Origin of the sequence: Nocardia sp. NPDC056611 (assembly GCF_042792755.1) — a bacterium.
Classification (GTDB): domain Bacteria; phylum Actinomycetota; class Actinomycetes; order Mycobacteriales; family Mycobacteriaceae; genus Nocardia.
Window position 1 is genome coordinate 731,565 of the sequence record NZ_JBHTVV010000004.1, and the last position, 15,245, is coordinate 746,809.

The following is a 15,245-nucleotide window of genomic DNA, read 5'->3' on the forward strand; positions in this document are numbered from 1 at the left end:
TTCGGTGGGCTAGCGGGTCCGCGTGGCGCGGCGCATGGCCGAGAGCGGGTCGGCGTAGAACGCGCTCACCGAGGTGACCGCCGCCGCGAATTCCTGCACCCGGCCGCCGAATCGGCTGATCCGGAGATCCGCCGCGGGCAGCGTGGTCGACTCGGCGAAGGCCTTGGCGACCCGCTCCATGCCCGGCCGCCAGCCGGTGAACGCCTGGCCGCCCAGCACCACCCGGTCCGGGTTGAACATGTCACGCACCAGAGCCGCTGTGCGGCCGAGGATTTCGGCCCGCTCGATGAGCAGGTCGCGAGCATCGGCATTGCCCGCGTCGGCGGCTCGGTACAGATCGGTGACGGCCGGGCGGCGCGGGGCCTCCGGCTTGGGCAGGATGCCCTTGCGCACGGCGCGCTCCAGCAGGGCGCGCTCACCGATGGAGGCCTCCAAGCAGCCGCGCCGACCGCAGGTGCAATCGGCGTCGGAGCCGGTCGGGAGATGCGCGATGGAGCCCGGGCCATTGGCGGGGGTGTGCACGCGATCGTGCAGAGTGACTGCGACACCGGCGGTTTCGCGGGCGTACACGAACAGGCTGCTGCCGGGCCGGTTCTCCTCGGCCGGGTCGCGCGGGGTGAGCAGCAGCTCCGCCGCGGCCATCGCCTCGACGTGCGCGGACACCGAGACCGGCAGGTCCAGCACGCTGCTGAAGACCGCCGCCACCGGCGCGGCCTGCCAGCCCAGGCGGGGATGGTCGACGACACCGGCCGCCGGATCCACCCGACCGGCCAGCGCGACGCCGGTCCACAACGGCCGCCGCCGGGGCAGCCGGTCCAGGAAGGCCTTGGCGCTGCGGGCCACTATGGTCAGCGCCGCGTCCTGACCCGTTTGGGGCGTGGCGATCTCGAGCCCGCCGAGGATGCGGCCGGACAGGTCCGCGGCCACGATGCGGGTCACGGTGAAGCCGATGTGCACGCCCAGGGTCACGTACGAATCGGTGTCGACCTCGAACGGCACCCGGGGACGGCCCACCGCGCCGGACGCGGTCAGATCGGCGCGCTCACGCAGCAGCCCGGCCGTAAGCAGCGCGGACACTTGGCGATTCACGGTGGCGATGCTCAGACCCGTGGTCTGTGCGGCGACATCGCGGAAGATCGGGCCGCGGGTGGCGGCGCGCAGCACGGCGGCCGCCGGGTTGTCGGTGATCCGCAACTCCGGGGGCACGGCCGGGCGCGCCGGGGCGGGGCGCGCGGTCGCGGTGGAGACGGCGGTATGGGTGCGGTCGAGCGTGGGGCTGGACACTGTGTCGAATCCTTGCTGCGGTCCACCCGGTCGACGGGTGGACGAATGCCTACATGAAGGTTTCAGCGGTGCAGCGAGGAACCCGGACGACGACCGGCGGAAATGCCTGGTTATCGGGGTCAGAACTCGACTGCGCGACGGCAGGGACAACACAGTTCCCGTTGCCGCGGCAGCCGAACGCCCAGCGCGACGGTCACGTACGTGACCCGCGGCGCGGAAGAAGGGCGACTGGCAGACATAGGATCAAAGTATCATTCCGATCACGGAGAACGGAAGGCGAGCGCGATCCTCCCGGCAGTCCCGGGCCTGTCGCGGCGCGTCGGTGCGAAACCCTCCTGGCAACCTCCATAGCTACTGAATCTTTTGCGGCGGTTGATATTTCAAGCCATCCGCGACACGGATCGGATCGGGATCAACGAGTGGCGCACGCCACATTCTCTTCTCATCTCTCGAGAAGCAGCCCGAATCCCCACCCCACTCGAGTCCGCTGTCGCGCACACGCATTCCGCTCACTGTGATTCCAAGGCGCGCGCTCCCGGAGCGGGTGGCGCAATACCCCGATTCGACCGCATTCCGGCAGGCCGCGCGCTCGGGCCGGCGGCGCAGAACCGCACCGCCGGCGCCGGGGCGCGGTGAGCGGCCCGGACGGCCCCATTTTCGCCGCTACAGTTCTGAAACCGCAGGTCAACGGCGTGGAAAGGAGTCGATGTGTCGCCGGAACCGGTACCGCTGCGCGCCCCCGAACGCCGGGCGGATCGCGCCCGACACGTGGCCGACGTGTTGCGTCAGCAGATCCACGCGGGCGCCTTCGACAACGCGCTGCCCGCCGAAGCGGCGCTGTCCGTGGAATTCGGCGTGTCACGCAACACTGTTCGCGACGCGCTCGCGCTGCTCAAGGACGAAGGTCTGATCGAGCGCGCGCCGAAGATCGGAACACATGTCGCGCGCCGCAAATACGACCACGGCCTCGATGCGCTGCTCGGTTTGAAGGAGACGCTGCGCGGCCACGGCGAGGTCCGCAACGAGGTGCGCGCCGCCCGCCGGGTCACCCCGCCGCCCGCGGTCGCCCGCAAGCTGCGGCTCGAACCCGGTGAGCAGGCCGTCTACATCGAGCGGCTGCGCTGGTTCGGCGACCTGCCGCTCAGCCTGGACCTCACCTACCTGGTGCCCGGCATCGGCGACCAGGTCGTCACCCGCGACCTCGAGACCAATGACGTGTTCGCGCTCATCGAGCAGATCAGCGGCGGCCCGCTCGGCTCGGCGGAACTGGCCCTGGAGGCCATCACCGCCGACGCGCACTCGGCCATGACCCTGCAGATGCCCGAGGGCGGCGCGCTGCTGCTGCTCGAGCGCCTCACCTCGCTGGAGGACGGCCGCCCGGTCGACCTCGAGTACATCCGCATGCGCGGCGACCGGATCACCATGCGCGGCAGCCTGATCCGGCCGCCGGAACGCTCACCCGATGCCGACCCGGGCACCGACTGGAGGTTGACCTAGATGGCTTTGGCCGAGAACCGGGCGGATGTCCCGGTGACCATCGACGAATCGCTGTGCATCCAGGGCTGCACGCTCTGCGTGGAGATCTGCCCGCTGGACTCGCTGGCGATCAACCCCGACAACGGCAAGGCGTACATGCACGTCGACGAGTGCTGGTACTGCGGCCCCTGCGCGGCCCGCTGTCCCACCGGCGCCGTCACCGTCAACATGCCCTACCTGCTGCGTTGAGCCCAACCCGCTGAGGAAACCATGAAGTACCGCCCCGCCCGCGTGATCGCCGCGGCCCTCGCCTCCGCCCTCGCCCTGACCGTGTCCGGCTGCTCGCTCGAGAACGCCGGCGACGGTGACACCGTCAAGGTCGTCATCGGCTACCAGTCCAAGACCATCAATACCGTCACCGCCGGAACCCTGTTGAAGGCCAAGGGCTTCCTGGAACAACGCCTGAACGCGCTGAGCGCCAAGGGCGGCGCGAAGTACCAGGTGGAGTGGCAGGACTACGACACCGGCGCGCCCATCACCGCGCAGATGGTGGCCGAGAAGATCGACATCGGCTCGATGGGCGACTACCCGCTGCTCATCAACGGCTCCCGGACCCAGGCCAATGAGCGCTCCCGCACCGAGCTGGTGTCCATCACCGGCTACAACCCCAAGGGCGCGCTGAACATGGTGGTCGTCGCGCCCGACTCCAAGGCGCAGTCCATCCATGACCTGGCCGGGCAGAAGATCTCGGCGAGCGTCGGCTCGGCCGGGCACGGCACCCTGGTCCAGGCGCTCACCCGGGCGGGCATCGATCCCAAGTCGGGAGTGGAGGTGCTCAATCAGCAGCCCCAGATCGGTTCCTCCGCACTGGAATCCGGTCAGGTGGCGGCGCTGTCGCAGTTCGTGGCCTGGCCCGGCCTGCTGGTGTTCCAGAACAAGGCCAAACTGCTCTACGACGGCGCGGAACTCAACGTCCCGACCTTCCACGGCGTGGTCGCCCGCCGCGACTACGCCAAGCAGCACCCGGAGGTGCTCGATGCCTTCCTGCAAGCCCAGCTCGACGCCACCGACTTCATCCACCAGCACCCCCTGGAGGCGGCGCAGACCGTCGCGGACAACGCCGGGCTGGCCCCGGAGGTCGTGTACCTCTACAACGGGCCGGGCGGAACCTCCTTCGACACCACGCTGAAGCCCTCGCTGCTGGCGGCATTCAAAGGCGACGTTCCGTACCTGAAGTCGATCGGTGACTTCGCCGACCTCGACATCGACAAGTTCGTCGACCCGGCCGCGCTGAAGCAGGCGTACCAGGAACGCGGACTGAACTACGACGCGGAACTGGCCGGCAACGCCAACCCGCTGCCCGGGTCCGGTGGTGAGCTCTGGCTCGCCGGGCAGGACACGACGCAGTCGGTCGCCGATCCCACCGCCCTGTTGCGGGCAGTGAAACAGGCTCGGGCACAGGGCAAGACGGTGCGCGCCGCCTACGTGCCGGACGCCGAACTCGGCACCCGCTGGTTCGCGGACAAGGCGATCTGGGTGCGCGACGGCGACAACTACCTGCCCTTCACCACCCCGGCCGCCGCGCAGCGGTACCTCGCCAAGCACCCCGCGGGCGTGATCGTCGGCTTCGACCAGGCCGTGAACGAGGTCCGGGTATGAGCGCCCCGGTGGTCGCCGCACCGGCGGCGGCCCCCGTCCTCGCCCCGGCCGCACCGCCGGTGGCGCGCCCGCGGGCCGGGCGGGCGGTGTGGCGGTCGCGGATCGTGCGGGCGCTGTCCGTGCTGACCGCCATCGGGGCCTGGGAGTTCCTGACCGCCAACCACATTCGGCTCTGGGTTCGATTCGACACGCTGCCGACCGTCACCCAGATCGTGCGGGCCTTCCGGCATCAGCTCGGCACCGACGCCTACTATCTGGACCTCGGGCAGTCGCTGATCCGGATCCTCAGCGGCTTCGGCCTGGCCGCCGTGATCGGCGTGAGCGCCGGTGTGGCACTGGGCCGTTCCCGCTGGTTCGCCGACACCGTGGGACCGCTCACCGAACTGGCGCGGCCCATCCCGGCTATCGCCATCGTGCCGGTCGCGATCCTGCTGTTCCCCGACGACGAGGCCGGGATCGTGTTCATCACCTTCCTGGCCGCCTTCTTCCCGATCCTGGTCGCCACCCGGCACGCGGTGCGGGCGCTGCCCACCATCTGGGAGGAATCCGTCCGCACCCAGGGCGGCAACCGCTGGGACGTGCTGTGGCGGGTGGTGCTGCCGGGCAGCCTGCCCGGCGTATTCGGCGGGCTCTCCGTCGGCATCGGCGTGGCCTGGATCTGCGTGGTCTCGGCCGAGATGATCTCGGGGCGGCTGGGCGTCGGCTACCGCACCTGGCAGGCGTACACCATCGTCGACTACCCGGGAGTGTTCGTCGGCATCATCACCATCGGCGTGCTCGGCTACACCACCTCCGCCGCGGTGGAACTGCTCGGGCGGCGCGTCACCCACTGGCTGCCGCGCGGCGACGAGGAGGCGAAATGAGCACGGCCGGAATCGGATTGACCCTGGACCGGGTGCGCCTCTCCTACACCGGAGCCCCGATCATCGACGACCTGTCGATCACCGTGCGGCCCGGCGAGATCCTCGTCCTCACCGGACCCTCGGGCTGCGGGAAGTCCACGGTGCTGCGCGCCCTGGCCGGACTGCTGCGCCCCGACGCGGGCCGGGTGCTCGCCGACGGCGTCGAGGTCACCGGCACCGACCGCGACCGCGCCGTCGTCTTCCAGGACAACGCGCTGCTGCCCTGGAAGACCGTGCGCGCCAATATCGAACTGGCACTGCGGTTGCGGGGCGCGCCGCGCGCCGGACGCCGGGAACTGGCCGACCGCTGGATCGCCGAGATCGGGCTCACCGGCTTCGCCGACTTCCTGCCCAAATCGCTGTCCGGCGGCATGCGCCAGCGCGTGCAGCTGGCCCGCGGCCTGGCCGGCGCGCCGCGCGCGGTCATGATGGACGAGCCCTTCGGCGCCCTCGACACCCAGACCCGCGACACCATGCAGCGCCTGCTCGTCGACACCTGGGACAGCCACCCCACCACCGTCGTCTTCGTCACCCACGACGTGGACGAGGCCCTGCTGCTCGGCGACCGCATCGCCGTCCTCGGCCGCGCCGGCGAACCCCTGCGCGCCCTGCTGGAGGTCCCCCGGCCGCGCGAGACCGGCGTCGACCGCACCGCCCTACGGTCCGAAATCATTGCCGCCCTGAACCATTCGGGCGAGCTCACGGAGGCAACGAAGTAATGGAAATCCCCGATCTCGACGACACCCTCCGCCTCGACTGCGACGTACTGGTCATCGGCGGCGGCACCGCCGGCACCATGGCCGCCCTCACCGCCGCCGAGGCCGGCGCGAACGTGCTGCTGCTGGAGAAGGCGCACGTCCGCCACTCCGGGGCGCTGGCCATGGGCATGGACGGCGTCAACAACGCCGTCATCCCCGGCAAGGCCGAACCCGAGGACTACGTCGCCGAGATCACCCGCGCCAACGACGGCATCGTCAACCAGCGCACCATCTATCAGACCGCCACCCGCGGCTTCGCCATGGTGCAGCGGCTGGAGCGCTACGGCGTGAAGTTCGAGAAGGACGCCTACGGCGAATACGCGGTGCGGCGGGTCCACCGGTCCGGGTCCTACGTGCTGCCCATGCCGGAGGGCAAGGACGTCAAGAAGGCGCTGTACCGGGTGCTGCGGCAGCGGAAGATGCGCGAGCGCATCCGCATCGAGAACCGGCTGATGCCGGTGCGGGTGCTCACCGAGAACGGGCGGGCGGTCGGCGCGGCCGCCCTGAACACGCGCACCGGGGAATTCGTGGCGGTCGGGGCCAAGGCCGTCATCCTGGCCACCGGGCCGTGCGGGCGGCTCGGGCTGCCCGCCTCCGGGTACCTGTACGGCACCTACGAGAACCCCACCAACGCGGGCGACGGGTACGCCATGGCCTATCACGCCGGTGCCGAGCTGTCCGGGATCGAGTGCTTCCAGATCAACCCGCTGATCAAGGATTACAACGGCCCGGCCTGCGCGTACGTCGCCAACCCGTTCGGCGGATACCAGGTCAACGCGCTCGGCGAGCGGTTCGTCGACTCGGACTACTGGTCCGGCCAGATGATGGCCGAGGTCAAACGGGAGATCGAATCCGCGCGCGGGCCCATCTATCTGAAGGTCTCGCACCTGCCCGACGAAACCCTCGAGGCCCTCGAGGACATCCTGCACACCACCGAACGCCCCACCCGCGGCACCTTCCATGCCAATCGAGGCCACGACTACCGCACCCACGACATCGAGATGCACATCTCCGAGATCGGTTTGTGCAGTGGGCATTCCGCGTCCGGCGTCTGGGTCGACGAGCACGCCCGCACCACCGTGCCCGGCCTCTACGCCGCCGGCGACCTGGCCTGCGTGCCGCACAACTACATGATCGGCGCGTTCGTCTATGGCGACCTCGCCGGAGCGCACGCCGCCGCCACCGTCGACGAGCTGCCCGAACCCGGTGAGCTGCCCGCGGACCAGCTGGCGGCCGCCCACGAGCTGGTCTACCGGCCGCTGCGCCAACCCGACGGGCCGCCGCAGCAGCAGGTCGAATACAAGCTGCGCCGCTTCGTGAACGACTATGTGGCCCCGCCCAAGACGGCCGCCAAACTCTCCCTCGCCATCGAGACCTTCGACCGCATGCGCGGCGACCTCACCGCCATGGGCGCGCGCACCCCGCACGAACTCATGCGCTGCGCCGAGGTCAGCTTCATCCGCGACTGCGCGGAAATGGCCGCCCGCTCCTCGCTCACCCGCACCGAATCCCGGTGGGGGCTCTATCACGAGCGCGCCGACCTGCCCGCCCGCGACGACGTCGAGTGGCGGTACCACCTGAACCTGCGCAAGACCGCCGACGGGGACATGGAGTTCCTGAAGCGGCCCGTCGCACCGTATTTCGTGCCCGTGCCGGGGCTGGACGATCTGCCCGGCACCGACACGGCGGTCATCCCGGTCGAACAGCCCGCCCTGATCGGCACCCCGCCCAACCTCGGGGCCCAGGTGCGCTCGCACGCGCCCACGGTCCGCACCGCGAAAGACGTTGTCGCGCCGCGGATCGCGCTGCTGCTGAGCCTGGACGCGCCCGGCGTCGCGGAATTGCGGCCCTTCCTGTCCGACCCGGATCCACGGGTGCGGGCGAACGCCCTCGCGGTCCTCACCGAGCACACGCCCGACGGATTCGCCGGCGAACTGGTCGCGGCGCTCGGCGACGAGGACGCCGAGGTGCGCGCCGCCGCCGTGGCGGGCCTGCGCGAACTCGCCGAAATCCTGCCCGCCGCAACAGGGCTCGCGGAGCACACCGATTCGCCCGACCCGTTCGTGCGGGCGGCCGTCGTGGATCTGCTGCGTTCGCTGCGCGCCGGGACGGCCGAACTGTTCGGCAAGGCCTCGGTCGACGCCGACCACCGCGTCCGCATCCAGGCCGTACACGCGCTGGTGTCGCTGGACGACTGGCCCGCGCTGACCGCGGCCGCCCACGACGACAACCGTGAGGTCCGCATCGCCGCCGCCCGCGGCTTGGCCACCATCGGCCAGGGTGGTGTCGACACCGTGCGCGCGCTCACCCTGGACCGCGACCCGCTGGTGCGCGCCGCCGCGTTCACCGCGCTCGCCCGGCTCGGCGGGGACGCCGATACCGCGATCCTGACCGCCGCGCTGAGTGATTCGGCCTGGCAGATCCGGGAGGGCGCGGCGCGCGGGCTGGCCGGGGTCGGCCCGGAGCACGCCGTCACCGCCCTGAGCGCGGCGCTCACCGATATCCACCCGGACATCCGCAAGGCCGCGGTGCTGACGCTCAGCGTCTGGCCGGAGTCCGAGGCGGCCCGGGTCGCGCTCGAAACCGCCCACGGCGACAGCGATGCCGACGTGCGCGCCTACGCCCGGCGGGCCCTGGCGGTGCACGCCGAACGGTGAGAGCGGTTGCGGGCGAACCGGTTACGCGGCGCGGTACATCAACCCGGTCGGCAGGTACCCGGTGGAGACCCCGGGGCTCAACCCGCGATCGACCGCCAAGCACACCACCGCCAGCAGCGGCCACGCGATGAATCCCTCCGGATCCAGGCCGCGCTGCGGGGTGTCCCAGAAGCGGCGGTGGAATTCGAGGCCCTCGACCAGCGCGGTCTCGAATTCGGCCGGGTCGCCGCGCAGCACCGCATCCAGCAGGCACAGCGCCGAATAGGCGATGGTGAGCGCGTAGTCGTCACCGCCGGCCTGCTGCGCGTCCACCGCGGCCTCGATTCCGTCCACGATGATCGTTTCCGCCGCCGGATCGCCGGTCCAGGCCCGCTGCCACGCATCGGCCCACAGATAGAGGCACTGCTCCCCGGGCTGCCCGGTGCGCGTGGTCACCGCCAGCGGGTGACCGGGGCTGCCCGGCGCGCCCAGCAGATAGGCCAGCAGCTCGCGATCGCGGTCGATCACGGCGGCCCACAGGCCGTTCAGCAGATCCGTCACCGGCGGGGGCGCCACCACACCGCCGGACGCGGGGACCGTCCACCGCGTGCGCGCGAGCGTCACCGGGATCGGCTCCTGCCCGGCGGGCCGTGCGGCCGAGCGCAGCCGAGCGGTGTAGGCCGCGGCCGTGTCCGCGACGGCCTGACGCAGCCGGGCCGACTCGCCGCGCGGATCGTCCAGGCTCAGATAACCGGCGACGGCCCGGGAACTCCAGGCCACGTCGGCGAGCACCGCCTGCGGTTGCGCGGCCAGGAATTCGGCGCGCAAGGCCGTGGTCCGCACCCGGAAGGCGCGGCCGAAACCCGCATCGGTCGGTCGAATAGCTGTTGGATAACTAAGTTCCTGGGCTGTCCGTGCGATATGGCGATCGATCATCGGACTTCGATGATGATCGGTGTGTCCACCAATTTTGCCAATCGATTGCTCACGCTGTGACCATAGCGAATGGCGAACCCTGCTACATCGGTTGGTATATCGGTCGCCGAGGGTGTGTCACCGCTGATTGCCGGGCCGGAACAACCCCTCGACCGCGGTGATGAAGAACGGGAAGTGCGCGCCGAATCGCTGCAGACTCCGATCACCCTCGAACCCGCCGAACCAGTACAGTCCCGGACTCCCGTCCGCCGTCGGATCCAGGTCCCGGAACGTGCGCACCCACTGATCGCCGCGGCGCGCGGCCACCAGGAACGGCAGCGCCCGCGAGAACGCCAGCTCCTGATCCGCCGCCGGAATACGCTGCGGCGCAAGCGCGTCCAGCCCGCGCTGCATGGCCTGCACCCGGCCGGTCAGCTCCCGGCCCATCGCGGTGCGGGACGGCAGATAGCGGGGGAGCAGCAGGGCGGCCACCCCGCCCAGCGCGAGCGCGACACCGATCAGGGCGTGCCGCTGCGGACCCAGCGCCAGCGCCGCGGTCGCGGCGAGACCGCCCACGATCAGCGCGATCCCGAGCCAGAACTCGAAACCGCGGCGGGTGCGGTCGATGAACACCCCGGCCGTCACCGCATCGTCGATCAGCGCGGCGCGCACCGCCTTCGCGTCCACCCGCCCGCGGAGCTCGGACAGCAGCACCGCGTCCGCGCCCTCGGGGATCAGCGCCGAATACACGGCGCGCTCATAGTCGGTCAGCTGCTCGTCCGGCGGATTCACCCGGGAGAAGCGCCAATCCGCGTCACCGGCGACCGTCACCCACAGATAGTTGCGGACCGCCAGATCCACCACCGTCGACGCCATGTCCGGCACATCGGCGTGGCCGTCGAGCAGCAGGCCCGCCGTACTCGGCAGCACACCGTCCGGCGAGGTGAACTGCACGTGATCGCCGGTCCGCACCAGCGGATCCAGGGTCTCGGCGGCGACCGGCGCGGAACGCCGCGACCACAACACGTATCCGGCCGCCGCGGCCACCGCCGCGAGCAGCGCGCCGAAGGCGGCCCACACCGGACCGGTCGGCGAGAACGCGTTGGGCGCGTTGTCGTCGCGCACATCGGCATTGGCCCGCACCGTATTCGGCGGCAACTGCAAGGTCACATCGAGAATGTCGCCCTTGCGTAGGTCGGTCTTCTCCAGATGCGCGAAACCGTCCGGCTCGACCCGAATATCGCCGCAGTTCTGCGGATTTCCGGGCGGGCCGACCGTGCACTTGGTGACGCCCATCCGGAAGCTCGGGCTCGACACCGTCACATTGATCGACGCCACATCGGTGTTCAGCACACCGGTCCACTGGAACACCTGCGCGCCGCTCGCGTCACTGACGGTGTTGTGCACGGTGTACTTGAAGGTGGCCGCGCCCGGCCGCGCGGAGATGGTGAACAGATTGTCCGCGACATTCGCCTCGCCGTCCCCCTCGGCGGACACATCGGTCACCTCGAAGGTGCGCAGCACACTCGGGCTCACCTGCACCCGCAGCGGCAGCAACTGCCGAAACTCCCCACCCTCGGGGACTTTCACGGTTTCGGTGACCCGCAGCAGACCGTCGTCGCCCAGACTCACCTCCGCGGTGATATCCACTCCGGCCGGCTGCGCCCACGCGGCCGGCGCCGCCACACCCGCCACCGCGAGCAGCAGCGCGACGAGGGCGGCCCCCCGAAAAATCTGCATGACTGGCACTCTAGCCAGCTTGCTATCCTTCCTCAGCGGCAAGTCGCAGGTCTATGGAGCCGGCAGGCTATCTCTGAGGAACGAGGGGGTGCGGGGGTTGACTCGCCCACCGTCCGAGCACGGACCGACGCCCCCGGGTCGCCGGCCCACGCCGCCTCCTGGAAACCCACAGCCGCACGGCAATCCGCAGCAGCCCGTCCAGCACCCCGGATTCCCGGCGGTCCCGCGCCGTCCGGCAGGTCAGCCCGGGGGCGCGCCGCCGCCCGGATACCAGCCTCAGCCCGGGTATCCGCCGCCACCCGGATATCAACGGCCACCCGGATATTCGCCGCAGCCGGGCCATCAGCCCCCGCCGTACTCCGGTCACCCGCAGCAACCCGGCGCGCCCCGCCCGGGATATCCCGCTCAGCCGGGCAAGGGCCCCGCTCGGCCGGGTTACCCACCGCAGCAGGGCTTTCCGCCGCCACCCGGTTACGGACAACCCGGATATCCGTCCACCGGCCAAGGCCGGCCCGCGTATCGCGCGCCCATGCCGCCGCCCACCGCCGCGCCGCCGACCGGCGCGATTCCGGTGGCCCGGCCCGCGCCGCCGCGACGCGGCCGGGTGGGGACGCTCGTCGTGATCCTGGTGCTGCTGGTGTCCGGTGTGCTGCTGCGCACCGCCGTCACCACCGGCCTGAACTCCATCGGTTCCGGTGCGAACGTCAAGACCGGCTATTCCAGCGACGCCGGGGAGAACCACGGTGTCGCGGCCACCGCCGACAATCCGCTGCTGACGAACCCCGATTACACGCTGCTGCCCGCCAAATGCGCGTACTCGCCGTGGGGCACCCAGGTCGCGGTGGCGCGCAAGTTCTTCGAGACCGCGGCCGACTGCCTGCACACGGCGTGGAAACCGTTGTTCGACAAGATCAATCTGCCATTCCCCGCACCCAAGCTGAACGTGTCCGCGGACACCGCGGGCATCACCACCCTGTGCACCGGCAACAGCAGTAACTTCGCGGCCTTCTACTGCTCGGCGGACATGACCATCTACATGCCGATCAGTCAGCTGCAGACCGACATCTTCGGCAACAACTGGGTCGTCTACCTCTCGGTGTTCGCCCACGAGTACGGCCACCACGTCCAGGCGCAGTCGGGCATCCTCGGCAAGGTGCACCAGCAGCGCCGCGACGCCGGATCGCGCAGCGACACCGGGCTGGAACTGTCGCGCCGCACCGAACTACAGGCCCAGTGCTTCGACGGCATGTACCTGTCGTCCTCCTCCAACGGCGGCTCGCTGACCAGCGCCCAGATCGGGGTGGCCCGCAATGACGCCTACCACCGCGGCGACGCACCCGGCGACATGCGCGATCACGGCACCGCGCAGAGCATGGGCGGCTGGTTCGAGATCGGCTACGACAAGGACCGCGCCCTGCAGTGCAACACCTTCAGCGCCGCCGCGAGCAAGGTGAACTGACCGCCGCGACACTCGATCCCCGCCCCTGAAATAGTCGAGCCACTGAAACACTCGAGCCCCGCCGCGGTACGCGACGGGGCTCGAAACAGCTTCGGGCTCAGTGCCCCAGCGGCTTGCCGATGCGGTTCGGCGAATGTCCGTGCACGCCCTCGGCGTACGCGGTCTCCGCGTGCAGCGCGAAGTCGACGCCGCCCAGCTCGTCCTCCTTGGTGACCCGGAAGCCGATGACCTTGTCCAGCACCTTGCCCAGCGCGAACGTCACCCCGAAGGCGAAGGCCGCCACCGTCAGCACGCCCACGGCCTGCTTGCCGAGCTGACCCAGCCCGCCGCCGTAGAACAGGCCCGCCGGGCCCTTGGTCATGACGGCCGAGGCCAGGAAGCCGATCAGCAGCGTGCCGACGATGCCGCCCATGAAGTGCACACCCACCACGTCGAGCGAATCGTCGTAGTTGCCCTTGAACTTCCAGCCCACCGCGAACGAACACACCACGCCCGCGACCAGGCCCACCACCATCGCGCCGATGGTGTTCACCTCACCGCAGGACGGTGTGATGGCCACCAGACCGGCCACCGCACCCGACGCCGCACCGAACGTGGTCGGCTTGCCGTCGCGGCGCGCCTCGACCACCAGCCAGCCCAGCATGCCGAGACAGCCCGCCACCAGCGTGTTCAGGAACACCGCCGCGGCGGTGCCGTCGGCGGTCAGCGCCGAACCCGCGTTGAAGCCGAACCAGCCGAACCACAGCAGGCCCGCACCCAGCACCACGAACGGCAGATTGTGCGGGCGCATGGCGTCCACTTTGAAGCCCTGACGCGGGCCCAGCACCAACACCATCGCCAGAGCCGAAGCGCCCGAAGCGATCTCGACCACCAGGCCGCCCGCGTAATCCAGCGCGCCCACCTTGCTCAGCCAGCCGTCCGAGGTCCACACCCAGTGCGCGATCGGCGCGTACACGATCAGCGCCCACACCGGCACGAAGATCATCCACGCCGAGAACTTGGTCCGATCGGCGATCGCGCCGCTGATCAGGGCCACGGTCAGAATCGCGAAGGTCAGCTGGAAGGTGACGAACAACAGTTCCGGAACGCCCGCGCCGGTGGTCTTGTCCACCACGTGCACGGTGTCCGGGTTGATTCCGGCGAGCCCGAAATGTCCGAGATCGCCGATGATTCCGCCGCCCGCGTCATCGCCGAAGGCCAGGCTGTACCCGCCGAGCAGCCAGGCCACCGTCACCAGGGGGATCGAGATGAAGCTCATCATCAGCATGTTGAGCACACCGCTGGACCGCACCATGCCGCCGTAGAAGATCGCGAGGCCGGGTGTCATCAACAGCACGAGCGCCGTGGCCGCCAGCAGCCAGGCGGTCGACGCCGCGTCGATGTGGGGTGTCATGCGGTAACTCCTTCTGCGCGTGATCGCGTTGCGTGGAAGTTACCGAAAACTCACGTTAAGGCGCTGTTACAAAAATGAGGAGTCCGATACCTCCCCGTAACAGCGTCAGCTGCGCTGTTCCCTGGCCTTTTTGGCCAGCGCGCGCAATCCCCGCGGGCCGGGCACCGGATTTCCGTCCTCCAGCGCCATCCATTCCGCGGTGACGAGCCACTGCTGCTGGGCGCGGGCGTCGGCTGTGTCGTTGAACACCCGCCGGCCCCGGTCGTCGCGCAGCTCGTAGGCCATGACCGACCAGCGCGGCGGGCGCCCGTTCTCGGCCAGCTGGTCGCGGAGGTACGCCGCCACCAGGGTGCCGATCATGTTCGCCGGCCGCAGCGAGACCCGGTTGCCGTAGCGGGCGCCGAAGAAACGCCTTCCGGCGCACAGGGATCGAGGCTCGGCGCTGTAGGCGATCCAGCCCGACCGCTGCGCGCGCTCGATGAGCCACAGGTGCTTGACGGCGGTCGGCGGGATGTCACCCACCCGGTCGCGGATCAGGGCGATCACCGGTTCGGTGAGCAGAATGTCGCGCCGGGTCGGACCGGTGCCGTGCACGGTCCAGTATTCGTCGGTCAACTTGGCCAGGACCCGCCCGAAATCGTCGATGCTGCGCTGCGCCCGGCGGCCCAGCCGCTCGATGCGCTCGGCCTCGGTTCGCATGTCGTTCTGCACCATGTGGGTGCGGATGGCGGCCAGGGTCGGAACCTGGCGGCGCTGCAGCAGTTCCAGAATCGCGCCCGCGGTGGCCGGATCGGCAGCCGCCGACACCGGTAGCGAATCACGCTTGATGTCGTAATCGTGCGGGCTGATGGCCCGGCTGAGCAGTCCGACGGCGGCGCTGTCGTCCGCGAATTCGGTGCTGGAGAGCCAGGCGGTGGCGATGTCGTCGTGCGAAGGCACGGAGCATGTCCTCCGGAGGATTTGGTTGTGCCCCGGTCGGGATGAGGGACCGGCCGGGGCAACCAACCTGATGAAGGTTTGGCT

The 15,245-nt window shown here is 70.2% G+C and carries 12 protein-coding genes; 7 read left to right on the forward strand and 5 right to left on the reverse strand.

Translation table 11 applies throughout. From position 1 onward, the window contains the following. Positions 1-9: 9 nt before the first annotated feature. Positions 10-1,284 (reverse strand): ROK family protein, encoded by a 1,275-nt coding sequence (locus tag ACFRAQ_RS24775; RefSeq protein WP_379103442.1) that lies wholly within the window; start codon positions 1,282-1,284, stop codon positions 10-12. 708 nt (positions 1,285-1,992) lie between these two features. Here ACFRAQ_RS24775 and ACFRAQ_RS24780 point away from each other — a divergent pair. From ACFRAQ_RS24780 to ACFRAQ_RS24805, 6 genes are read left to right on the forward strand one after another with little or no spacing between them, the layout of a single operon-like run. Next, positions 1,993-2,781: a GntR family transcriptional regulator gene (locus tag ACFRAQ_RS24780; protein WP_379103444.1), complete on the forward strand. Its 789-nt coding sequence runs from the start codon at positions 1,993-1,995 to the stop codon at positions 2,779-2,781. Beyond that, positions 2,782-3,009 carry a ferredoxin family protein gene (locus ACFRAQ_RS24785; RefSeq protein WP_357087910.1) on the forward strand — a complete coding sequence of 76 codons (228 nt, stop codon included), beginning with the start codon at positions 2,782-2,784 and terminating at the stop codon, positions 3,007-3,009. A 21-nt stretch (positions 3,010-3,030) separates the two neighbouring features. Then, positions 3,031-4,419 (forward strand): ABC transporter substrate-binding protein, encoded by a 1,389-nt coding sequence (locus ACFRAQ_RS24790; protein ID WP_379103447.1) that lies wholly within the window; start codon positions 3,031-3,033, stop codon positions 4,417-4,419. Continuing rightward, the gene (locus tag ACFRAQ_RS24795) at positions 4,416-5,282 is read left to right on the forward strand and encodes an ABC transporter permease (protein WP_379103449.1); all 867 of its coding nucleotides are present in this window, start codon (positions 4,416-4,418) and stop codon (positions 5,280-5,282) included. The genes ACFRAQ_RS24790 and ACFRAQ_RS24795 overlap by 4 nt, the downstream gene beginning before the upstream one ends. Beyond that, the gene (locus ACFRAQ_RS24800; protein ID WP_357087904.1) at positions 5,279-6,040 is read left to right on the forward strand and encodes an ABC transporter ATP-binding protein; all 762 of its coding nucleotides are present in this window, start codon (positions 5,279-5,281) and stop codon (positions 6,038-6,040) included. The genes ACFRAQ_RS24795 and ACFRAQ_RS24800 overlap by 4 nt, the downstream gene beginning before the upstream one ends. Next, a complete protein-coding gene (locus ACFRAQ_RS24805; protein ID WP_379103451.1) occupies positions 6,040-8,736 on the forward strand; it encodes a fumarate reductase/succinate dehydrogenase flavoprotein subunit in 2,697 nt (898 codons plus the stop codon). The genes ACFRAQ_RS24800 and ACFRAQ_RS24805 overlap by 1 nt, the downstream gene beginning before the upstream one ends. Before the next feature lie 21 nt (positions 8,737-8,757). Here ACFRAQ_RS24805 and ACFRAQ_RS24810 read toward each other — a convergent pair whose 3' ends face one another. After that, positions 8,758-9,558, reverse strand: a complete 801-nt coding sequence (locus ACFRAQ_RS24810; RefSeq protein WP_379103453.1) for an immunity 49 family protein — start codon at positions 9,556-9,558, stop codon at positions 8,758-8,760. Between the two features lie 210 nt (positions 9,559-9,768). Further along, positions 9,769-11,370: a DUF2207 family protein gene (locus ACFRAQ_RS24815; RefSeq protein WP_379103455.1), complete on the reverse strand. Its 1,602-nt coding sequence runs from the start codon at positions 11,368-11,370 to the stop codon at positions 9,769-9,771. 529 nt (positions 11,371-11,899) lie between these two features. Here ACFRAQ_RS24815 and ACFRAQ_RS24820 point away from each other — a divergent pair. After that, entirely contained in the window at positions 11,900-12,829 is a 930-nt protein-coding gene (locus ACFRAQ_RS24820) for a neutral zinc metallopeptidase (RefSeq protein WP_379103457.1), read from the forward strand. Between the two features lie 97 nt (positions 12,830-12,926). Here ACFRAQ_RS24820 and ACFRAQ_RS24825 read toward each other — a convergent pair whose 3' ends face one another. After that, positions 12,927-14,222 (reverse strand): ammonium transporter, encoded by a 1,296-nt coding sequence (locus tag ACFRAQ_RS24825; RefSeq protein ID WP_379103460.1) that lies wholly within the window; start codon positions 14,220-14,222, stop codon positions 12,927-12,929. 105 nt (positions 14,223-14,327) lie between these two features. Then, positions 14,328-15,161, reverse strand: coding sequence for a hypothetical protein (locus ACFRAQ_RS24830; RefSeq protein WP_379103462.1), 834 nt, complete (start codon positions 15,159-15,161; stop codon positions 14,328-14,330). Between the last annotated feature and the right edge of the window lie 84 nt (positions 15,162-15,245).